This is a genomic window from Paraburkholderia sp. TE9906 (assembly GCF_056279605.1).
This window is the reverse complement of the sequence record NZ_JBWCCT010000002.1, coordinates 272,968-293,975: the sequence shown is the minus strand read 5'-3', so window position 1 is coordinate 293,975 and position 21,008 is coordinate 272,968. Positions and strand designations below refer to the sequence as shown.

Sequence of the window (21,008 nt, the reverse complement as noted above, 5' to 3'; positions counted from 1 at the left end):
CCGGGCCGCTACGGCCTTAGCCTCATTTTCGGCAGTCACCTACTGTGCTTCGTCAACTGACGCTCGATCTCGGCACCCCGCCGCCATCGACATTCGACAATTTCTTCGCCGGCGCGAACTCGGAGCTGGTCACGCGCCTGCGTGAGCTCGACAACGCGCTCGCCGCCGGGCCGGTCGCCGATCGCACCTTCTACGTCTGGGGCGAGTCCGGCAGCGGCCGCACGCACCTGTTGCAGGCGCTCGTGCACGAAGCGCCGCCGGGGCATGCGCGCTTCGCCGGGCCGCAGAGCAGCCTCGCCGCGTTCGGCTTCGACCCGCGCGTGGCGCTCTACGCGATCGACGATTGCGACGCGCTGTCGGCCGCGCAACAGATCGCCGTGTTCAACCTGTTCAACGAAGTGCGCGCGCATCCCACCAGCGCGCTGGTCGCCGCGGGCAACGCGCCGCCGATCGGCATGACCGTGCGCGAGGATTTGCGCACCCGCCTCGGCTGGGGCCTCGTCTTCCATCTCGCGCCGCTGCCGGACGAAGGCAAGGCGGCGGTGCTCAAGCTCGCGGCGCGCGAGCGCGGCATCATGCTCGCCGACGACGTGCCCGCCTATCTGCTCACGCATTTTCGCCGCGACATGCCGAGCCTGATGGCGCTGCTCGACGCGCTCGACCGCTTCTCGCTCGAACAGAAACGCGCCGTCACGCTGCCGCTTCTGCGCACCATGCTGGCGTCGCCCGACGCCGACGAACGGCGCGCCGCGCCCGGCTCGCCGGCGGGTTCGCACGCCGCTTCATCCGCTTCAAGTAAAATAGGCCCCCATGGCTAACCTCGCACTCTTCGATCTCGACCACACGCTCATCCCCACCGACAGCGACCACGAATGGGGCCGCTTCATGGTGAAACAAGGCATGGTCGACGCCGAAAATTTCGCCCGTGAAAACGACCGCTTTTTCGCCGACTACAAAGCCGGCAAGCTCGACATTCACGCCTATCTGATCGCCATGCTCACGCCGCTCGCGAAGTACACGCGCGCGCAACTCGCCGACATTCACGCGCAGTACATGCACGAAGTCATCACGCCGGCCATTTTTCCGGTCGCACTGGAACTGGTGAAGCAGCACCGTGAAGCCGGCGACCTCTGCTGCGTGGTCACGGCCACCAACGAATTCATCACGCGCCCGATCGCGCAAGCCTTCGGCGTCGACACGCTGATCGCCTGCGAAGTGGAAACCGTCGACGGCCAGCCGCATTCGCCGTACACCGGCCGCCCCACCGGCACGCCAAGCTACAAGGAAGGCAAGATCGTCCGTACCGAAGCGTGGCTCGCCTCGCTCGGCAAAACCTGGAGCGACTTCGAGCACAGCTATTTCTATAGCGATTCGCACAACGACATCCCGCTGCTCGAAATAGTCACCGACCCCATCGCGACCAATCCGGACGACACATTGCGCGCCCATGCGCAAGCCAAAGGCTGGCGCATCCTCGAACTCTTTCAACCCTCGTGATCAAAAAACTCATTCGCAAGCTATTCGGCCAGGACGCGGCGCCCGCTGACGACACCCTGCCCGCCGAAGCCGAAGCAGACGTAACCGGCCGCGCTCCCGCGCGCACGAAGTCCGCCACCGAAGGCGCGGCCAAGCCGCGCCGCAAAACGATCCGCGCGCCTGGCGCGACCGTCAAGGCCGTGCGCGATCCGGACGTGCCGGTCATCATTCCGCACGACGTGCACGGCATCGATCCCGCGCTGATCTCGAGGAACGCGATTCGCGTGACCGAAGGTCTGCAGCAGGCGGGCCATCGCGCGTTTATCGTCGGCGGTGCGGTGCGCGATCTGCTGCTCGGCATCAAACCGAAAGACTTCGACGTCGCCACCGACGCCACGCCCGAACAGGTGCAGAAGCTGTTCCGCCGCGCGCGCATCATCGGCCGCCGGTTTCAGATCGTGCATGTGCAGTTCGGCCAGGAAATCATCGAAACCTCGACGTTCCGTGCGCTGGTCGATCCGCCCGCGGCGGACGCTGCGCCGCCGCGGCGCCTCAAGCGCGACGAGCTCGACCGCCGCACCCACGCGGTGGACGCGAGCGGCCGCGTGCTGCGCGACAACGTGTGGGGCGAGCAGCACGAAGACGCCACGCGCCGCGACTTCACGATCAACGCGATGTATTACGACCCGGCCACGCAAACCGTGCTGGACTACCACAACGGCATGGCCGACATGCGCGCGCGTCTGTTGCGCATGATCGGCGACCCGGCCACGCGCTATCGCGAAGATCCGGTGCGCATGCTGCGCGTGGTGCGTTTCGCCGCGAAGCTCGAGTTTGAGATCGAAGACAGCACGCGTGCGCCGATCGTCAAGATGGCCGATCTGATCAACAACGTGCCCGCCGCGCGTCTTTTTGACGAAATGCTCAAGCTGATGCTGTCCGGTTACGCACTCGCCTGCCTGAAGCGCCTGCGCCAGGAAGGGCTGCATCACGGTCTGTTGCCGCTCCTCGACGTGGTGCTCGAACAGCCCATCGGCGAAAAATTCATCACGCTGGCGCTCTCCAATACCGATGCACGCGTGCGCGCCGGCAAGCCGGTGTCGCCGGGCTTCCTGTTCGCCACGCTGCTGTGGCACGACGTGCAGCAGCGCTGGCAGAAATTCGAAGCGGATGGCGAATATCCGGTGCCGGCGTTGCATCGCGCGATGGACGAAGTTCTCGACATGCAAACCGAGAAGCTCGCGATCCACAAGCGCTTCTCGGCCGATATGCGCGAGATCTGGGGCCTGCAGTTGCGCCTCGAAAAACGCTCGGGAAGAAGCGCGCTGAAGCTGCTGGAACACCAAAGATTTAGAGCGGGGTATGATTTCCTCCTGTTGCGCTGCGAATCGGGCGAACTCGATGAGTCGGTCGGTGCGTGGTGGACGGAGTTCATCGAAGGAGACATCGCCGCGCGCGAGGCATTGCTCACGCAAGGCGGGAAGGACCGAAGCCCCAGAAAACGACGGCGGCGCAGCAGTGGCGCGAAAAACCGCAAACCGGGCGACGGAATGGAGGGCGGCACGCCAGCCGAACGCACAGACAACGACGCGAGCCACGACGGCTCGCACGACGACTGACCGAGCGTTGGCTATTGCCGTCGAACGATAGTTGCAGGAAGTTATGCCATGACGGTTGCTTATCTCGGCCTCGGCGCGAATCTCGGGGACGCGCGCCAGACCCTGAAAGACGCAGTGGTGTGCCTCGCACAACAGCACACCATCTCCGTGCTCGCCAAGTCGAGCCTGTATCGCACTGCCCCGATCGACGCGGGCGGTGACGACTATTTCAACTGCGTCGTGAAGGTGGACACGACGCTCCCCGTGCGGCATCTGCTCGCGCTGTGTCACAAGATCGAGCATCAATTCGGCCGCGAGCGGCCGTTTCGCAACGCACCGCGCACGCTCGATCTGGACATCCTGCTCTACGGCGATCAATCGATCGACGAAGCCGATCTGGTCGTGCCGCATCCCCGCTTGACCGAGCGAGCGTTCGCGCTGGTGCCGCTCGTCGAAATCGAAGCGGCGCTGGTCATTCCGCAACACGGCCGCGCTGATGCGCTGCTCGCCGCCGTCAGCGATCAACGCATCGAGAGGGTGAAGGGCCCGTGTCAGTGTCCGATGCTCAATGCATTGACAGGCGCCACCACCGCCGACAAAGGCCGCTGCGAATGAGCTCACCGCCGCTCACGGTCACCGCGCCGCAACTGCGCCCGCCGTTCCGGTATCTCGCGATCGAAGGGCCGATCGGCGTCGGCAAGACTTCGCTCGCGCGACGGCTCGCGCAGCGCTGGTCGATGCAGGAGTTGTTCGAACGGCCGCAGGACAATCCTTTTCTCGAACGCTTTTATCGCGACACCGCGCGTTTTGCGTTGCCCACGCAACTGCACTTCGCGCTGCAGCGCGCGCAGCAGGCACAGGAAGTGAGCGCGGCGCACGGCTCGGGCACCCCGCTCATCGCCGATTTCATGACGCAGAAGAACGACATCTTCGCGCGTCTGACCTTGCAGGACGACGAGTGGCAGTTGTACCGCGCGCTCGCCGCGCGGCTCGACGTCAGTGCGCCGGCGCCCGATTTCGTGGTCTATCTGCAGGCCAGCCCCGAAGTGCTGTTCGCGCGCATCCAGAAGCGCGCGGTGCCGATGGAGTTGCAGATTTCCGACGCGTACCTGCGCGCCCTGTGCGACGCGTACAACGAATTCTTCTATCACTACGATCGCACGCCCGTGCTGACGGTCAACGCCGAACACCTGAATCCGCTCGATTCCGATGCGGACCTTGCGCTGCTCGCCGAACGCATCGAAAGCATGCGCGGCCGCAAGGAATTCTTCGTCAAAGGCACGTCGCTCTAAGCGACGCGGCCACCTCTTTTTTTCAATGGATTGACCCATGACCTATTTGCAGGAAGCGAGCCGGAACGCGATCACCGTGCCGAAACTGCAGGCGATGCGCGACGCCGGTGAAAGAATCGCGATGCTCACCTGTTACGACGCGAGCTTCGCCGCGCTGCTGGATCGCGCGGGCGTCGACGTGCTGTTGATCGGCGATTCGCTCGGCAACGTGCTGCAAGGCCAGACGACCACGCTGCCGGTGTCGCTCACCGACATCGCGTATCACACGGCCAGCGTGGCGCGCGCGCGACCCGCGGCACTCGTGGTCGCCGATCTGCCGTTCGGCACCTACGGCACGCCGGAAGACGCGTTCCGCAGCTCGGTGGAGTTGATGCGCGCCGGCGCGCAGATGGTGAAGCTCGAAGGTGGAGTATGGCTTGCGGACACAGTGCGCTTTCTGGTCGAGCGCTCGATTCCGGTGTGTGCGCACGTTGGTCTCACGCCGCAGTCCGTGCACGCGTTCGGCGGCTTCAAGGTGCAAGGCAAGACCGAAGCGGGTGCGAGCCAGTTGCTGCGCGACTCGCTCGAAATGCAGGCGGCCGGCGCACAATTGATCGTGATGGAGGCGATTCCGACGCAGCTCGCCAGCGAAGTCACGAAGCAGTTGCGCATTCCGACGATCGGCATCGGCGCGGGGCTCGACTGTTCGGGTCAGGTGCTGGTGCTGCACGACATGCTCGGGATTTTCCCCGGCAAGCGCCCGCGCTTCGTGAAGGACTTCATGCAGGGACAGCCGAGCATTCTGGCTGCTGTGGAAGCGTATGTGCGTGCGGTGAAAGACGGTTCTTTCCCCGGGCCCGAGCATACGTTCTGATGGGTGGCGGCGCTTAGGCGTTGGGCCGCGGCGCTGCTGTTCGATTGTTTTTGAATGTTGTTTGCGCGCGGGCGGTGCTCATGCACACAGCGGCTTCGTGCGTGTTCTAGCGGACTAAGCGCGCCTCCAGCGCGCCGCGCAACGCATTGCAGATCAGGAGCGCTTCTGCGTTCAGCACATCCGCCTGCGTGAGGACCTTTTCAGCCGCTTGCAAGCCCGACGCCTCGTCGAGCAATACGCTTCGCATCACACCGGGCAGCACACCCGACGCGAGCGGCGGCGTCCACCAGCGCCCTGCCAGCTTCACGAACACGTTCGACCGGCCGCCTTCGGTCAACTCGCCTCGCTCATTGAAGAACAGCGTATCGAACGCGCCCTTCGCCTCGGCTTCACGCCAGCCACGGTCGTAATCGGCGCGGCGCGTGGTTTTGTGGTGCAGCAGCGGGTCGCCGGCATCAGTTGCGAAAAACGCGTGGTCGGGACCGAGCAGCACGCCGACGCTTGATTCCTTCAGCGGGGTCAGGACTGCAGCGGTGATTTGCACCGTGCCGTCCTTATGCAGCGCGAGCCGCATGCGGTGCGGAATCTGCGCCGGCAGCGAAGTGCATTCCGTGGCGATTTGCGCGCGAACTGCGTCGATGTCGTCGAGCCTGAAGCCGAGCGCCGCGGCGCTCGACGAAAGCCGTTGGAGATGACGCGCGAGATGCCGCACGCCCTCTTCCCGCGTCGCATACATCGTTTCGAAGAGTTCGAAGCCCGGATCGGCGCCGGTCAGGAATCTGGCTTTCAATTGACACTCCGCGTATTCGTCGGCGGCCACGCTGTCGAGGACGATGCCCGCGCCGATACCCATCTTGCCTTGCAAGGCGCCAGTTTGCGCGGAGCGGTTCACAGTCAGTGTCCGGATGGCGACGGACAGGCAGAAGTCGCCACAGACGGATTCGGGTCTGGCGGCAGCAACAGTGTGCTCGCCGGAGGCATTCGTCGAGGCATTCGTTGAGGCTTCCGATGGCGCATCGAGCCACCCGATCGCCCCGGTATAAAGACCGCGAGGCGTATTCTCTAGCTCGTCGATCAACTGCATCGTGCGATGCTTCGGTGCGCCGGTGATCGAGCCACACGGAAACAGCGCGCGCAGGATGCCGGCGAACGACGTGCCGGGCCGCAAAGCGGCCTCCACCGTCGAGGTCATCTGCCAGACCGACGCATAAGGCTCGACCGAAAATAGCGCCGGCACCTTCACCGAGCCCGTCTGCGCGACCCGCGACAGATCGTTGCGCAACAGATCGACGATCATCACGTTTTCGGCGCGATTTTTCGGATCGTTGCCAAGAAACTCGGCTGTGCGCCGATCGGCAGCCGGATCGTCCGAGCGCGGCGCAGTGCCTTTCATCGGCCGCGCGCGCAACCTGGCGCCCTGCTTCTCGATGAAGAGTTCCGGCGAGCATGACAACACCCAGTTGCCGCCCGGCAACGCGATGAACGCGCCGAACGGAACCGGCTGTCGGGCCCTCAAGCGCCGATAGAGCGCAGTGGGCGATCCGAACACGTCGAAGCCGAGCCGGTACGTGTAATTGACCTGATACGAATCACCTGCGCGCAAGGCGGCGTGGATCGCATCGATCGCCACGTCGAATTGCGCGGGATCGACGCTCGCGTGCACATGGGCCGTGCCCGCCACCGACGGCTGCGCCGCACCGCCATCGCGAGCCATGAGCCACGCGTCGACCTCTTCGCGCGAACGCTTGTCGCAGCGTTCGAACAATAAAAAACGCAGCGTGGCATCGCCACCCTGCGTTTTCAGAGACCTGTCCGCTTCTTCGCCAAGAAGAAGCGTCCGGCCGAACTCATAGTCGGCGAGCACGACGGCATGCAAACCATCCCGCGTATCGGCAACGACGCTCTCGCACACGGCTTCGAGCTGCGCGACGTCCGAGCAAACCCGTTCACGCACGAAACCCGTGTACAGACGACTCGAACGGCGCGCCGCCGTCGCGTCGCAATCATCGAGCAGTGCGAACACTGCGCCGCGTTCATCTGCCGTCATGCTTACCGCCAACTTCAAACTGCCATTAATCGAAGAAGCTCTTCACCCGATCGAACCAGCTCTTGCTTTGCGGGCTATGTCGCGAGCCGCCTTCCACCAGCGCCTTTTCGAACTGTTGCAGCAGATCGCGCTGTGTTTCGTTGAGCTTGACCGGTGTTTCGACTTGCACGTGTACGTACAGATCGCCCGCAATGCTCGAACGCAACCCCTTGATGCCCTTGCCACGCAGACGGAACGTCTTGCCCGATTGCGTGCCTTCCGGCACGGTGAAGCTGGCGCGGCCTGCGAGTGTCGGCACTTCGATTTCGCCACCGAGCGCCGCCGTGGTGAACGGAATCGGCATCTGGCAATGAAGATCGTCGCCATCGCGCTCGAACACCGAGTGCTGCTTGATGTGGATCTCGACGTAAAGATCGCCCGACGGACCGCCGTTGATGCCCGGCTCGCCGTTGCCGGCCGAGCGGATGCGCATGCCGTCGTCGATACCCGCGGGGATCTTCACTTCCAGCGTCTTGGTTTCCTTCACCTTGCCCGCGCCGTGGCAGTGGCCGCACGGGTCGGGGATATAGGTGCCGGTGCCATGGCACTTCGGGCAGGTTTGCTGAATGCTGAAAAAGCCTTGCGACATCCGCACCGAACCCGAACCGCTACAGGTCGGGCAGGTTTCCGGCTTGGTGCCGGGCTTTGCGCCCGAGCCGTGACAGATTTCGCACGAGACCCAGCTCGGCACGCGAATCTGCGTGTCGTAGCCGTGAGCAGCCTGCTCCAGCGTGATTTCCATGCTGTAGCGCAGATCGGCGCCGCGATACACCTGCGGGCCGGCCCGGCCGCCCCCACGCGCGGCGCCACCGGCCGCCTGACCGAAGATGTCGCCGAAAATATCGCCGAACGCATCGGCGAAGCCGCCGAAGCCTTGCGCACCGCCTGCGCCCATGTTCGGATCGACGCCCGCGTGGCCGTACTGATCGTATGCGGCACGCTTTTGCGAGTCCGACAGCATTTCATAGGCTTCCTTCACCTCTTTGAAATGCTCTTCCGCATCCTTGTTGCCCGGATTGCGGTCGGGGTGATGCTTCATCGCGAGCTTGCGATAAGCCTTCTTGATTTCGTCGTCGCTCGCGTTCTTTGCGACGCCCAGAACCTCGTAGTAATCCCGTTTCGCCATATCGGTTCAACGCCACTCGCGCAATGCAACGCGGTGGCTCCTCTTGAATGCTGGAGTCTCACGACTCGTCCGGCCGCTGTTTTCACCCGCTTCGACACGGCACAAAACAACGCCCTCCATAAAACAAATGTGCCCGGAGAGCCCCAAAAGGCTCGCCAGGCGTGATAACCGCTCTTGCACGTCGGTCGTCCGGGTGGACGCAGCCTTGTGCAGCCGGGCCGCGCACATTGCTGTGCGCGGCTTTACGGTCGAAATGCGACCTGGCTTTAGTCCTTCTTCACTTCCTTGAACTCGGCGTCGACCACATCGTCCTGCTGCTGGCTCGCGCCACCAGCCGATGCACCCGCACCCGCCGCGCCTGCTGCCGCGGCTTCCGCACCTTGCGCAGCCTGCATGTCGGCGTACATCTTTTCGCCCATTTTCTGCGAGGCGGTTGCCACCACTTCGATCTTGGCTTCGATCGCGGCCTTGTCGCTCGAACTGCTCTTGAGCGTTTCTTCGAGGTCCTTCAGTGCGGCTTCGATCTTTTCCTTCTCGCCCGCTTCCAGCTTGTCGCCGTATTCGGTGAGCGCCTTCTTCGTGCTGTGGACCAGCGCGTCGCCCTGGTTGCGGGCATCGGCCAGCTCACGCAGCTTGTGATCTTCTTCCGCGTTCGCTTCGGCGTCCTTCACCATCTTCTCGATTTCGGCTTCGGACAGACCCGAGTTCGCCTTGATCGTGATGCGGTTTTCCTTGCCGGTCGCCTTGTCCTTCGCGCCGACGTGCAGAATGCCGTTCGCGTCGATGTCGAAGCTCACTTCGATCTGCGGCGTGCCGCGCGGTGACGGCGGAATGCCTTCGAGGTTGAACTCGCCGAGCAGCTTGTTGCCCGCTGCCATTTCGCGTTCGCCCTGGAACACCTTGATCGTCACGGCGCTCTGATTGTCATCAGCCGTCGAGTAGACCTGAGCGTGCTTGGTCGGAATCGTGGTGTTCTTGTTGATCATCTTCGTCATCACGCCGCCGAGCGTTTCAATGCCGAGCGACAGCGGGGTCACGTCGAGCAGCAGAACGTCCTTGCGGTCGCCCGACAGAACCTGGCCTTGAATCGCGGCGCCCACGGCCACGGCTTCGTCCGGGTTCACGTCACGGCGCGGATCCTTGCCGAAGAACTCCTTGACCTTTTCCTGCACCTTCGGCATACGGGTCATACCGCCGACCAGAATCACGTCGTCGATTTCGCCGACCTTCACGCCTGCGTCCTTGATGGCCACGCGGCACGGTTCGATCGTGCGTTCGATCAGCTCTTCAACCAGCGCTTCCAGCTTCGCACGCGTAATTTTCAGGTTCAAGTGCTTCGGACCCGATGCGTCGGCGGTGATGTACGGCAAGTTGATTTCGGTCTGCTGGCTCGACGACAGTTCGATCTTCGCCTTCTCAGCCGATTCCTTCAGGCGTTGCAGCGCGAGCACGTCTTTCGACAGATCGACGCCTTGCTCTTTCTTGAACTCGCCGATGATGTAATCGATGATGCGCTGGTCGAAGTCTTCGCCGCCGAGGAACGTATCGCCATTCGTGGACAGCACTTCGAACTGCATTTCACCGTCGACGTCAGCGATTTCGATGATCGACACGTCGAACGTACCGCCGCCCAGGTCATACACCGCGATCTTGCGGTCGCCCTTTTCGGCCTTGTCCAGACCGAATGCCAGCGCGGCTGCGGTCGGTTCGTTGATGATCCGCTTCACTTCCAGACCGGCGATGCGGCCTGCGTCCTTGGTTGCCTGACGCTGGCTGTCGTTGAAGTACGCGGGAACCGTAATCACGGCTTCGGTGACCGGCTCGCCGAGGTAGTCTTCAGCGGTCTTCTTCATCTTGCGCAGCACTTCCGCGGAGATTTGCGGCGGCGCCAGCTTCTGATCGCGCACTTCGACCCACGCGTCGCCGTTGTCGGCCTTCATGATCTTGTACGGCATCAGGCCGATGTCTTTCTGCACTTCTTTTTCTTCGAAGCGGCGGCCGATCAGGCGCTTGACCGCGTACAGCGTGTTCTTCGGGTTCGTGACCGACTGACGCTTCGCAGGCGCGCCGACCAGAATCTCGCCGTCTTCCATGTAAGCGATGATCGACGGCGTGGTGCGCGCACCTTCCGAGTTCTCGATCACCTTGACCGAATTGCCTTCCATGATCGCCACGCACGAGTTGGTCGTGCCGAGGTCGATGCCGATGATTTTGCCCATTTTTTCTAATCTCCTAACTTTGATCGCTGCGGGAATCGCCCTGTTTGCCCATCTGGCGGTCGGGCGATCCGCTCTCAATTCATACCTGCACTCAACATAAGTGCGTCCACATCGTTTTCAAGACCTCTTCTACGATGCGGTCTTTATTTTTTTTCAATCGGTCGAACTTTTGCCCGAATTCGTTCCATCAACTTGCCCGCTGCCTGCGGGAACGGCGGCCCGGATCGTTTCCCGGGCCGCCGCGACCGCTGCCTCGAATTGCCTGGCGTGTGCCGACCGGTTGCCCGGCCTGGCCGCTCACCGCGGTAAAAGAAAAACCACGTGGACACGCCATGAAGCATGGAGCGCCTGCCCAGCTCGCGATGCTCGTGGACCTTGCTGCAAAACCATTTGAGGCCGAGCGCGCGGATCGCGCCCGGCTGCGCCAGCATCGCTTTCCTGGCGATCTCGCAATTGAAACCGTCGAGACTCCAGAAAAACACCACGGCCAGTCACCCCGGCCTCGGCGGTCGCGCCGACGGGAATGCCGGTCATCGCGGCCGATGCCAGATAGAACGGCTTGCGATGCCTCGCGCCGCTTTACTTCGGCGCCGCAACCGTCACAAGTGCGGGACGCAGCACGCGATCGGCGATTACGAAGCCTTTTTGCAGCACGGCGACGACGGTGTTCGGCTCCTGATCGGCCGGCACCATCGAAATGGCCTGATGGCGATGCGGGTCGAACTTCTCGCCAACCGGATTCAAGGCGACGACGCGGCCCTTCTCCAGCGCACCGGTCAACTGGCGCAGCGTCAGTTCGACGCCCTCGCGCACCTTCTGCAGGTCATCGGACGAGTGAGCGACGGCCGCTTCGAGGCTGTCGACCACCGGCAGCAGATGCTCCGCGAAACTTTCGATCGCAAACTTATGCGCCTTGGCGACGTCTTCCTGCGCACGACGGCGCACGTTCTCGGTTTCGGCCTTCGCACGCAGGAAACTCTCCTGCAACTCGGTGATTTTCGCCTGTGCTTCGGCCAGCGCAGCCTGCTCGGCGCTTGCCGGCGCATCCGCTGCGGCGTTCACAGCCGGATCCTGGGGCGCTGCGGCCTCGGCGGCCTGGCGCGCGGTTTCGTCGGCGGGCGTGGGGTTCTGGCTCGTCGGGTTCTCTTGCGTGTTTTCCATGTCGCTGAAAGTCGTTAAAAAGTAAAAACCAACGGTAGCGCGTGCGCGTAAAAATATCGCGATTTGTGCGTTGCAAAATCGCGACAGGCGGCTCGTCTCACCACCGCATATCAAAAGGCCAGATGGGGCCGGAAGGCTCCCTTTCAAGCGGATTTGCGCGTTCTTTTCGCACCACCGGCGAGTGGTGGAAACGCACCGTAACAACCATTAATGCGACGCAATCAGATTGAGATTGAGTGCGGCCAACAAGTGGCCTATGCTCCAATAAACGATCGGAAAAGACACGTTAACCCTAATCTGACGTTAGCCTTACCGAATTTGCAATTTCAACCTGATTCGCCGTTCTAGTAACCGAATCGTCCTTGGGGGAGTACCGTGAAACTGACCTTGGCAATCGGGGTGGTCGCACTGGTACTGGTTGCGGGCACCACGACCATCTGCATGTCCGGAGCGGTCAACGACCACACGACCGAATATGGCGGCGTGCACCAACTGTTCAATTCCCACCTGAAAATTTGTCGATAATGCGCCGATCGCGCTTGGTCGGCCGGCCGTGCATTTCGGCGGCGGGTTCGCGGTACGTCTTGCGCCGCTCCTGCTCGACCTGCCGCTTCACCTTGCTCTGCGCGGTCTCGGCGTAGAGCGTCTGGGCGACGCTCGCGGGTCCACGCACGTCGCAGACGCCCAGCACTTCCACCTGCCACACGATCCGCTCGATCTCGATCTCGACCAGGTCGCCGACCCGCACGTCCTTGGCCGGCTTGACGCTGGCCCCGCCGATGCGCACATGCCCTTTGTCGACCGCGCCGGCCGCGAGCGAACGCGTCTTGAAAAAGCGTGCGGCCCACAGCCACTTGTCGATACGCAGCTTCGCGCCCGCTTCGGTGGAAATCCTGTAGTTCATGAACCTGCCTCTGTGGCGTGCGGCACCGGCACCGCCTGCACCGGCCAGCCTTGGAGATTCTGCGCGACGATCTCCCCTAGCGCCGCAATCCACGGTTGCGACGCGTTCACGCAGGCGATCCGGTGAAACTCCTTGCCGCCCGCATGCAGGAACTCGTCACGCACTTCCATGCCGATTTCCTCAATCGTTTCAAGGCAGTCGGCCGTAAAGCCCGGGCAGAACACGTCGGCGCGCCGCACACCCGCCGCGCCCAGTTCCTTCAGCGTAGGCGCCGTGTACGGTTGTAGCCATTCGGCCTTGCCGAAGCGCGACTGGAAGGTAATGCGGCATTCCACGGGCGTCAGCCCGAGCGCCTGCGTCAACAGCGCGCCGGTTTGCTGGCATTGCTCGTGGTACGGATCGCCCAGGTCCAGCGTGCGCTTGGGCACACCGTGAAAGCTCAGCACCAGCTTGTCGCCCGCCGTGAAGTCCGGCCGGCCGTGCTGATGCCAATAGTGATGCACCTGGGCGGCCAGCGCGGCAATATACGCGGGATGATCCGCATATTGGCGCAGCGTGCGGATTTCCGGCTGATTGCGCATACGCTTGAGGGCCGAAAACGCGTCGTCGAACGCCGTGGCCGTGGTCGACGACGAGTATTGCGGATACATGGGCACGAGCAGCACCCGCTCGGCGCCGGCCAGCTTCAACTGGTTCAGCATGGCCGGAATGCCCGGTGTGCCGTAGCGCATCGCGTAGTCGACCAGCACCGTGTAGTCGTTCAATTGCAGCAGATGGCGCAGACCTTCCACCTGCTTTTCCGTGTAGACGCGCAACGGCGAGCCTTCGGGCATCCATACCGCCGCATACTTCCTGGCGGAGCTGCGCCCGCGAAACGGCAAAATCAGCAAACGCAAAATGATCTGCCACAGCAGCGCCGGAATTTCGACCACCCGTGGATCGGACAGGAATTGCGCGAGATAACGGCGCACCGCGTGCGGCGTCGGCGCGTCGGGCGTGCCGAGATTGATCAGCAGCACGGCGACACGATGTGAGGTGGCGTTCTGTGAAGGCCGCTCGAGGTCGAAGCGCATAGGCAGCGGAAGTCACCGCTTTACGCGGAGAGTCGATTCAATGGAGATTCATTATAGCGGCGCGGTCCGTGGCCTGGTTCGCCGGACGCCCCTGGCCATTCGGCCGATAGGCAAGTCGCGCGCGCTCACGCATCATTCTCAGCACGGCTCGCCGCAGCGGGAATAGCAAGCCGTTACTGCTGGCTCAGAGTGAGCGAAAGCAGACGAGCGGTGATGTCGACAATCGGAATCACGCGGTTGTAAGCCATGCGGGTCGGCCCGATCACGCCGAGCGTGCCGACGATCTTGCCGTTCACCTCGTACGGCGCGGTGACGACGCTCATCTCTTCGATCGGCACCAGATTCGACTCGCCGCCGATGAAAATCTGCACCCCCGCCGCATGACTCGATACGTCGAGCAATTGAAGGAGACTGGTCTTTTGGTCGAAAACATCGAACAGCCTGCGCAGACGCGCCATGTCCGACGAGAGGTCGGCGACTTCGAGCAGATTGCGCTCGCCGGAAATAAGCACCGTCTCGCCGGTGTCGGATTCGTCTGTGCTCGCCGTGACGGCCGCATGCATCAGCGTGGTCATGTCGCCACGCAGCTCGTCGATTTCTTCGCGCAGGCGGCGGCGCACGTCGTCGAACGAAAGGCCCGCGAAGTGGGCGTTGATGTAATTGGAGGCTTCAACCAGCTGCGACGGCGAGAAGTCGCGCTGGGTCGCCATGATGCGGTTCTGCACGTCGCCTTCGGGCGTCACGATGATCAGCAGGATGCGTTTGTCCGACAAACGCATGAACTCGATCTGCTTGAACACGTGGCTGCGCCGCGGCGTGAGTACCACCCCGGCGAACTGCGACAGGTTAGACAGCACGCTGGCCGCCGCCGCGACGATCTTTTGCGGCTCGCCCGCCTGCAGCGTAGTCTTGACGGTGCGCATCACCGCCTCTTCGTCTGCGGCGGACTCCACCGTCAGCATCGTATCGACGAACAGACGGTAGCCGCGCGGCGTAGGAATGCGGCCCGCGGAAGTATGCGGACTGATCACGAGCCCCAGGTCCTCGAGATCGGACATCACGTTGCGGATCGTTGCCGGGCTCAGTTCGAGGCCCGAGTAACGAGACAGCGTGCGCGAGCCGACCGGCTGACCTTCGGCGATGTAGCGCTCGATCAGCGTTTTGAGGAGGGTTTGTGCGCGAGGATCTAGCATGAGGAAAAATTTTAGCTTAATGCCGGGACTACCGCGAGCGCTAACGGCGCCTGCCCGCGACGAATACGCCACTGCTTGCCGGGGCGCCGTCCGGCCGGCGCTCTGGCGCGACGCTGCACATCGCTCCGATCCCCTCTTGCGCCGACATTCGCAAGCTCCTTGCGGCCAGCGTCGGCGCAAGTTGATCGGCAGCCCGCCCTCACACTTTAATCGGCGCGCATGTCATCAAGGCTTCACCATTCTAACGATAATCGCGGCATGCGCCGGCGCCCCGCCATGCCGGCCCGCCACCGGGTCTGTCTGCGGTTCTTTTCAGGCCCCACCTATGGTGTAATGCCGGCATGCAAGTGACCAGCCAGTTCAAGACCGTCGCGCTCGTCGGGCGCAACAATACGCCAGGTATCGGCGAGCCGCTGACCGCGCTCGCCTCGTGCATCGCGAAACGCGGCTTCGAAGTCGTGTTCGAGGCCGACACCGCCGCGGAAATCGGCATCACCGACTATCCGGCGCTGCGTCCCGCCGAGATCGGCGCGCGCGCCGACGTCGCCGTGGTGCTGGGCGGCGACGGCACGATGCTCGGCATCGGCCGTCAGCTTGCGCCGTACCGCACGCCGCTCATCGGCATCAATCATGGGCGGCTCGGTTTCATCACGGACATCCCGATCTCCGACATGCGCGAGATCGTGCCGCAAATGCTGTCCGGCAATTTCGAGCGCGAAGAACGCCTGCTGCTCGAAGCGCGCATCATGCGCGACGGCAATCCGATCTATCACGCGCTGGCCTTCAACGACGTGGTGGTCAACCGCAGCGGCTTTTCGGGGATGGCGGAACTGCACGTCTCGGTCGACGGGCGCTTCATGTACAACCAGCGATCGGACGGCCTGATCGTCGCCACGCCGACCGGCTCGACCGCTTACGCGCTGTCGTCGCAGGGCCCCATTCTGCATCCGCAATTGCAGGGCATCGTGCTCGTGCCGATCGCGCCGCACGCGCTGTCGAACCGGCCGATCGTGCTGCCGGACGACTCGAAGGTGAGCATCCAGATCGTCTCCGGGCGTGAAGTGAACGTCAATTTCGACATGCAGTCGTTCACCTCGCTGGAGTTGAGCGACACGATCGAGGTGCGCCGCTCGCGTCATACGGTGCCGATGCTGCATCCGGTCGGCTACAGCCACTACGCCACGCTGCGCAAGAAGCTGCACTGGAACGAATACCCGTCGCACGAAGAAGATCCCAAGCCCTGAGCGGCGCAGTCACGCCGGAACGCCAAGGCCCAAGCTACCGCCGCTGCCGAAACCTGAATTTCAAGCTCATCAGACGACCTCCATGCTTCGCCACCTCTCGATACGCGACTTCGTCATCGTCGCCGCGCTCGACCTCGAATTCGACAGCGGGTTTACTGTTTTCTCGGGCGAAACCGGCGCCGGCAAGTCGATCCTGATCGACGCGCTGGCACTCGCGCTCGGCGCGCGCGCCGACGCGAGCGTCGTACGCACCGGCGAGAGCCGTGCCGACATCACCGCGGAGTTCGAGACCCATGCGCAGGTCGAGCAATGGCTCGACGAGCAGGCGCTCGGCGCCACCGCCGACAGCGACGAGCATGGCGGTACCGTGATGCTGCGGCGGGTAGTGGACGCCAACGGCCGCTCGCGCGCGTTCATCAACGGCACGGCCGCCACACTCGCACAGTTGCGCGAGGTGGGCGAGATGCTGGTGGACATTCACGGCCAGCACGCGCACCAGTTGCTGATGCGCCCCGACGCGCAACGCGAACTGTTCGATACCCACGCGGGTCTGTCCGACACCGCCGCCACCGTCACACGCGCGTGGCGCACGTGGCGCGAGAAGGTTCAGGCGGTCGAGCACGCGCAGACCCGCGACCGCGAGTTGCAACTGGAGCGCGAGCGCCTCGCCTGGCAACTCACCGAACTGGACAAGCTCGCGCCGCAACCGGGCGAATGGGAAGAGGTCAACGCCGAGCACCATCGTTTGTCCCATTCGGCCAATCTGATCGACGGCGTGCAAGGCGCGCTCGGCGCCCTGTCCGAGTCGGACGAGGCGATGATCACCCACCTCGCGTCGATCGTGTCGAAGGTGCGCAACCTGGCCGAGATCGATCCTGCGCTGAACGACGTCCTCGCCGCGCTCGAACCCGCCGAAATCCAGTTGCAGGAAGCGGCGTACTCGCTGAGTCATTACGCGCAAAAGCTCGAACTCGATCCGGACCGCCTCGCGCAAGTCGAAAAGCGCCTCGATGCGCTGCACTCGGCCGCGCGCAAGTTCCGCCTGCAGCCACAGACGCTCCCCGACGAACATCAGGCGCGGCGCGCGCAACTGGACGCGCTCGACGCCGCCGCGGATCTCGACAGCCTGCACGCCGCAGAGGCGAAGGCCAGGGAAGCGTACCTGGCCGAGGCGAAGAAACTCTCGAAGGCGCGTGCGAAAGCCGGCACCGCGTTGGGCGCGGCGGTCACCACCGGCATGCAGGAACTGTCGATGAAAGGCGGCAGCTTCGAAGTCGCGCTAGTGCCGCTGCCCGAGGGCGGCGCGCATGGTTTGGAGCAGGTCGAGTTCCGCGTCGCGGGTCACGCCGGCGTGCCGTTGCGACCGCTCGCCAAGGTCGCCTCGGGCGGCGAACTGGCACGTATCAGCCTCGCGCTCGCGGTCATCGCCAGCGCCGCCAGCCCGACACCCACGCTGATCTTCGACGAAGTGGATACCGGCATCGGCGGCGGCGTCGCCGAAGTGGTGGGGCGGCTGTTGCATCAGCTCGGGCAAGCACGCCAGGTGCTGTGCGTGACCCACTTGCCGCAAGTCGCCGCGCGCGGCGACCACCATTTCCAGGTGGCGAAAGCCGGCAACGGCAAGGGCGGCACGGTGAGCAGCGTCATCTCGCTCGACAAGACGAGCCGCGTCGAGGAAGTCGCGCGGATGCTCGGCGGGCTGGAAATCACCGCAACCACGCGCAAGCACGCGAAGGAAATGCTGGCCGCCTGAAACCGCGCGGCCGGGAGGCGCTCACCTCGGCCGCCGACCAGTACTTCGACGCCTCGTGAGCAAGGCGGGCATCGATTACGCCCGCCGCCCCACTCTCACGTCACGCAGCACACCCTCTCACCCGAACACCCGCTTCCACAACGCCAGCACCGCTGCGCGCTCGGTGCCGACCAGCGCCGGATCGACGCGCGCCTTCTCCATCCCGTCGAGCCGCAGCTTGTGCTGCAACTTGCGATACGTGCGATACGCCGCGCCGACCGTCTCGGCCTCTTCCTCGCTCATCAGGCCGAAGCGCGACACTTCGCGCAGCAACGCGATGTTGCCGGTATTGCGGATCAGTTCGGGATCGCGGGCCGCGTGCAGCAGCACCCAGTACTGCACGGTGAATTCGATATCGACCATCCCGCCACGGTCGTGCTTCAGATCGAACAGCGCCGGCGTGTGGTTCGGATGCCCCGCCCCAACGCGCTCGCGCATCTCGACGATCTCCTTCGCGAGCGGCGCCGCGTCGCGCGGCGTGGTCAACACCTGCTCGCGGATCGCCTCGAACTTCGCGCCGATCCCGGCATCGCCCGCGCAGTAGCGCGCCCGGCTCAGCGCCTGATGCTCCCAGACCCACGCGGTGTTGGCCGCGTCGCCTTCGCGCAACTGATAGCGGCGGAACGCGTCGAGGTCGGTGACGAGCAGGCCCGACTCGCCGTTCGGCCGCAAGCGCAGGTCGACATCGAACAACGTGCCGGCGCCGGTCGCGGTGGTCAGCCAGGTGATCAGGCGGCGGGTGTAGGTGGCGTAGACGTCGGCTGCGGCGTCGTCGGGATCGTCGTACAGGAAGATCACGTCGAGGTCGGACGCGTAACCCAACTCCTTGCCGCCCAGCTTGCCGTAGGCAATCACCGCGAAACGCGGCACCTCGCGGTGGCGCTTCGACAACTGTTTCCAGACCGCTTCGAGCGTGACGTCGAGCACGGCGTCGGCGAGTTCGGACAACCGGTCGCTCACGTGCTCGACGCTCAGCTTGCCGGCGAGATCGATCAGCAGAATGCGGAACACCTCGGCCTGGTGCGCGTGGCGCAGCAGATCCATCTGCTGCTCCACGCCGTCGGCGGCGGCCAGCCGCAAGCGCAGCGTGCGCTTGAATTCGGGCCAGTCGAACGGACTGTTGATCGCTTCGTCGTCGAGCAGTTCGTCGAGCAGTTGCGGATGGCGGATCAGATAACCGGCTGCCCAGCGCGAGCCGCCCAGCACCGACAGCACCTGGTGCAGCGCCTGCGGATACTCGGTCAACAGCGCGAGGTAAGCGCCGCGCCGGCTCACCGCTTCGAGCAGATCGAACAGGCGCGCGACCGTGTCGCCGCGCCGCTCGGGTGGCTCGAGCGTACGCGCGGCTTCCAGCGCTCGCTGCGCGACGATGTCGAAACGTTGCCGGCTGCGCTCGGCGAGCCCCGCGTAACGCGACGACTGCCACACCGCGCGCAAGCGCGCGAGCAGCTCGCCCGGCTCGGCCACACCGAGTTCGATGAGACGCGCGCGCAATGCTTCGTCGGCGCTGTCGTCGGCGAGCGCGCTGCTCCACACCCATGCGGCAGCGCCGTCTTCAGGCGCGCCGCAGCCGTCGCGGCCGCTCACCTTGTCGGCGAAAATCTGGTCGAACTGCTGTTCGACGAATTCGCGATGCGCATCGAGCTTCGCCATGAGTGCCGCGTAGTCGTCGCAACCCATCGTGCGCGCGAGCGCCGCGCGCTCTTCCGGGTCGACCGGCATCGCGTGGGTTTGCGCATCGTTGCGGTATTGCAGACGGTGCTCGAGTTCGCGCAGGAACCGGTAAGCGACTGACAGCTTCTCGCACACCGACGTATCCAGCAGCCCATGCGCGGCCGCGTGCCGCAACACGGCGAGCGTCGGCCGCACGCGAAAGCCCGCGTCCTGGCCGCCGCGAATCAGCTGGAACACCTGCGCGCTGAATTCGATTTCGCGGATGCCGCCGCGCCCGAGCTTGATGTCGTCGGCCTTGTCGGGCCGCATCGACGCGCGGCGCTGCGCCTCCTGGCGAATCTGCAGATGCAGCGCGCGAATCGCGCTGATCACGCCGAAATCGAGATAGCGGCGGTAGACGAACGGCGTGACGATCGCGTCGAGCTGCTTCTGCAGCCGCTGCGCCGCGTCGCTCGCGCCTTCCGATACGAGCCGGCCCTTGATCCACGCATAGCGCTCCCACTCGCGGCCCTGCACGTAGAAATACTCTTCGAGCATGCCGATGCTGCACACGAGCGGCCCGGAGTCGCCGTTCGGCCGCAGGCGCATGTCGACCCGGAACACGTAGCCGTCGGCGGTGACTTCGGCGAGCGCGCCAATCAGACGCTTGCCGAGGCGCGTGAAGAAGTCCTGCGTCGCGATCGGCGAACGCTGGCCGCCCGCCGTCTCACCGTCCTCTTCATAGACGAAGATCAGGTCGATGTCCGACGACACGTTCAACTCGCGTCCCCCCAGCTTGCCCATGCCCACCACGCCGAGCGCGAGCCGCTCGCCCTGCGGGCCGCGCGGTTCGCCATAGAGCGTTTCCAGCTCGGCGGACAGCACCGCAAGCGCGCGCTGGATCGTCGTTTCCGCCAGATCCGTCATCGCCCCAGTGACTTCGGCGATGTCCGCCTTACCCGTCAGATCGCGCTCCATCACCGCGCAAAACACCTCGGTACGCAGTTGGCGCAAGGCCCGTTTGAGTGCATCCTCGTTCAGCGGCGCGCCAGCTGCGCCGGCCGCTTCGGCGCACAACGCGTCGAGACGCGCGTCGATGCGTTCGCGGGTCAGCCGCGCGCTCGCCAGCGCCGCCACGTGCGCGACGAGTGCCGGACGGGCCGCCGCGGCACGCGCGGCATAGTGTGAATAGCTGGAACTCAGGAGTGTGGCGTCAGTCATCAAAGGTCTGGCTCGCTCGTTGCTTGGATAGCGTGGTTCAATCCGCTGTAACACCTCGGTCCGGCGCGCCGATGCAGGCCTTGAGGCGGCGCGCAGACAGGGTTTGCCGGAAGTCCG

16 protein-coding genes and 1 pseudogene are annotated in these 21,008 nt (G+C 64.3%); 8 read left to right on the top strand and 9 right to left on the bottom strand.

Features of this window, described 5'->3' with window-relative positions; all coding sequences use genetic code 11:
• Window positions 1-44: 44 nt before the first annotated feature.
• Genes hda through panB form a run of 6 tightly spaced genes read left to right on the top strand, consistent with a single transcriptional unit; the run spans window position 45 to window position 5,219 of the window.
• A complete protein-coding gene (gene hda, locus ACZ9H4_RS05225) occupies window positions 45-818 on the top strand; it encodes a DnaA regulatory inactivator Hda (RefSeq protein WP_408143596.1) in 774 nt (257 codons plus the stop codon).
• On the top strand, window positions 811-1,497 hold the full coding sequence (locus tag ACZ9H4_RS05220) for a histidinol-phosphatase (RefSeq protein ID WP_408154744.1): 687 nt from the start codon (window positions 811-813) through the stop codon (window positions 1,495-1,497). Before hda ends, ACZ9H4_RS05220 begins: the two co-directional genes overlap by 8 nt.
• Window positions 1,494-3,095, top strand: a complete 1,602-nt coding sequence (gene pcnB, locus ACZ9H4_RS05215) for a polynucleotide adenylyltransferase PcnB (RefSeq protein WP_408143591.1) — start codon at window positions 1,494-1,496, stop codon at window positions 3,093-3,095. Before ACZ9H4_RS05220 ends, pcnB begins: the two co-directional genes overlap by 4 nt.
• Window positions 3,096-3,143: 48 nt before the next feature.
• Entirely contained in the window at window positions 3,144-3,689 is a 546-nt protein-coding gene (folK, locus tag ACZ9H4_RS05210; protein WP_408143589.1) for a 2-amino-4-hydroxy-6-hydroxymethyldihydropteridine diphosphokinase, read from the top strand.
• Window positions 3,686-4,366, top strand: a complete 681-nt coding sequence (locus ACZ9H4_RS05205) for a deoxynucleoside kinase (protein WP_476118397.1) — start codon at window positions 3,686-3,688, stop codon at window positions 4,364-4,366. The genes folK and ACZ9H4_RS05205 overlap by 4 nt, the downstream gene beginning before the upstream one ends.
• Window positions 4,367-4,403: 37 nt before the next feature.
• Complete coding sequence (gene panB / locus ACZ9H4_RS05200) at window positions 4,404-5,219, top strand: 3-methyl-2-oxobutanoate hydroxymethyltransferase (protein WP_408154738.1); 816 nt, start codon at window positions 4,404-4,406, stop codon at window positions 5,217-5,219.
• A 106-nt stretch (window positions 5,220-5,325) separates the two neighbouring features.
• On the opposite strand, the gene pabB is transcribed toward panB, so the two are convergent.
• From pabB to hrcA, 8 genes and pseudogenes are all read right to left on the bottom strand, one after another.
• Entirely contained in the window at window positions 5,326-7,266 is a 1,941-nt protein-coding gene (gene pabB, locus ACZ9H4_RS05195; RefSeq protein ID WP_476118396.1) for an aminodeoxychorismate synthase component I, read from the bottom strand.
• 25 nt (window positions 7,267-7,291) lie between these two features.
• Window positions 7,292-8,431: a molecular chaperone DnaJ gene (gene dnaJ / locus ACZ9H4_RS05190; protein ID WP_408143581.1), complete on the bottom strand. Its 1,140-nt coding sequence runs from the start codon at window positions 8,429-8,431 to the stop codon at window positions 7,292-7,294.
• A 266-nt stretch (window positions 8,432-8,697) separates the two neighbouring features.
• Window positions 8,698-10,650, bottom strand: a complete 1,953-nt coding sequence (gene dnaK / locus ACZ9H4_RS05185) for a molecular chaperone DnaK (RefSeq protein ID WP_476118395.1) — start codon at window positions 10,648-10,650, stop codon at window positions 8,698-8,700.
• A 153-nt stretch (window positions 10,651-10,803) separates the two neighbouring features.
• Window positions 10,804-11,141 (bottom strand): annotated as a pseudogene (locus tag ACZ9H4_RS05180) (thioredoxin family protein); the annotation flags it as partial.
• Between the two features lie 88 nt (window positions 11,142-11,229).
• Window positions 11,230-11,811, bottom strand: a complete 582-nt coding sequence (gene grpE / locus ACZ9H4_RS05175) for a nucleotide exchange factor GrpE (protein ID WP_408143577.1) — start codon at window positions 11,809-11,811, stop codon at window positions 11,230-11,232.
• A gap of 496 nt (window positions 11,812-12,307) precedes the next feature.
• Window positions 12,308-12,715 carry an RNA-binding S4 domain-containing protein gene (locus tag ACZ9H4_RS05170; protein ID WP_408143575.1) on the bottom strand — a complete coding sequence of 136 codons (408 nt, stop codon included), beginning with the start codon at window positions 12,713-12,715 and terminating at the stop codon, window positions 12,308-12,310.
• A complete protein-coding gene (gene hemH / locus ACZ9H4_RS05165; RefSeq protein ID WP_476118394.1) occupies window positions 12,712-13,788 on the bottom strand; it encodes a ferrochelatase in 1,077 nt (358 codons plus the stop codon). The genes ACZ9H4_RS05170 and hemH overlap by 4 nt, the downstream gene beginning before the upstream one ends.
• 173 nt (window positions 13,789-13,961) lie before the next feature.
• Window positions 13,962-14,981 (bottom strand): heat-inducible transcriptional repressor HrcA, encoded by a 1,020-nt coding sequence (hrcA, locus tag ACZ9H4_RS05160; RefSeq protein ID WP_408143571.1) that lies wholly within the window; start codon window positions 14,979-14,981, stop codon window positions 13,962-13,964.
• A gap of 341 nt (window positions 14,982-15,322) precedes the next feature.
• On the opposite strand from hrcA, the gene ACZ9H4_RS05155 reads away from it, so the two are divergent.
• Together ACZ9H4_RS05155 and recN are read left to right on the top strand one after the other, a co-directional pair.
• Entirely contained in the window at window positions 15,323-16,225 is a 903-nt protein-coding gene (locus ACZ9H4_RS05155; RefSeq protein WP_175158798.1) for an NAD kinase, read from the top strand.
• A gap of 82 nt (window positions 16,226-16,307) precedes the next feature.
• Complete coding sequence (gene recN / locus ACZ9H4_RS05150; RefSeq protein WP_476118392.1) at window positions 16,308-17,978, top strand: DNA repair protein RecN; 1,671 nt, start codon at window positions 16,308-16,310, stop codon at window positions 17,976-17,978.
• Window positions 17,979-18,095: 117 nt separating this feature from the next.
• Here the strand turns inward: recN and glnE are convergent, their stop codons facing one another.
• Window positions 18,096-20,945, bottom strand: a complete 2,850-nt coding sequence (glnE, locus tag ACZ9H4_RS05145) for a bifunctional [glutamate--ammonia ligase]-adenylyl-L-tyrosine phosphorylase/[glutamate--ammonia-ligase] adenylyltransferase (protein ID WP_476118391.1) — start codon at window positions 20,943-20,945, stop codon at window positions 18,096-18,098.
• Between the last annotated feature and the right edge of the window lie 63 nt (window positions 20,946-21,008).

What these genes read in the sequence shown, in the direction of transcription:
- folK (WP_408143589.1), top strand. Translation starts at nt 3,144, where the DNA reads ATGACGGTTGCTTATCTCGGCCTCGGCGCGAATCTCGGGGACGCGCGC.
- ACZ9H4_RS05220 (WP_408154744.1), top strand. Translation starts at nt 811, where the DNA reads ATGGCTAACCTCGCACTCTTCGATCTCGACCACACGCTCATCCCCACC.
- recN (WP_476118392.1), top strand. Translation starts at nt 16,308, where the DNA reads ATGCTTCGCCACCTCTCGATACGCGACTTCGTCATCGTCGCCGCGCTC.
- dnaJ (WP_408143581.1), bottom strand. Translation starts at nt 8,431, where the DNA reads ATGGCGAAACGGGATTACTACGAGGTTCTGGGCGTCGCAAAGAACGCG.
- grpE (WP_408143577.1), bottom strand. Translation starts at nt 11,811, where the DNA reads ATGGAAAACACGCAAGAGAACCCGACGAGCCAGAACCCCACGCCCGCC.
- hrcA (WP_408143571.1), bottom strand. Translation starts at nt 14,981, where the DNA reads ATGCTAGATCCTCGCGCACAAACCCTCCTCAAAACGCTGATCGAGCGC.
- ACZ9H4_RS05170 (WP_408143575.1), bottom strand. Translation starts at nt 12,715, where the DNA reads ATGAACTACAGGATTTCCACCGAAGCGGGCGCGAAGCTGCGTATCGAC.
- dnaK (WP_476118395.1), bottom strand. Translation starts at nt 10,650, where the DNA reads ATGGGCAAAATCATCGGCATCGACCTCGGCACGACCAACTCGTGCGTG.
- hemH (WP_476118394.1), bottom strand. Translation starts at nt 13,788, where the DNA reads ATGCGCTTCGACCTCGAGCGGCCTTCACAGAACGCCACCTCACATCGT.
- pabB (WP_476118396.1), bottom strand. Translation starts at nt 7,266, where the DNA reads ATGACGGCAGATGAACGCGGCGCAGTGTTCGCACTGCTCGATGATTGC.
- panB (WP_408154738.1), top strand. Translation starts at nt 4,404, where the DNA reads ATGACCTATTTGCAGGAAGCGAGCCGGAACGCGATCACCGTGCCGAAA.
- ACZ9H4_RS05205 (WP_476118397.1), top strand. Translation starts at nt 3,686, where the DNA reads ATGAGCTCACCGCCGCTCACGGTCACCGCGCCGCAACTGCGCCCGCCG.
- ACZ9H4_RS05155 (WP_175158798.1), top strand. Translation starts at nt 15,323, where the DNA reads ATGCAAGTGACCAGCCAGTTCAAGACCGTCGCGCTCGTCGGGCGCAAC.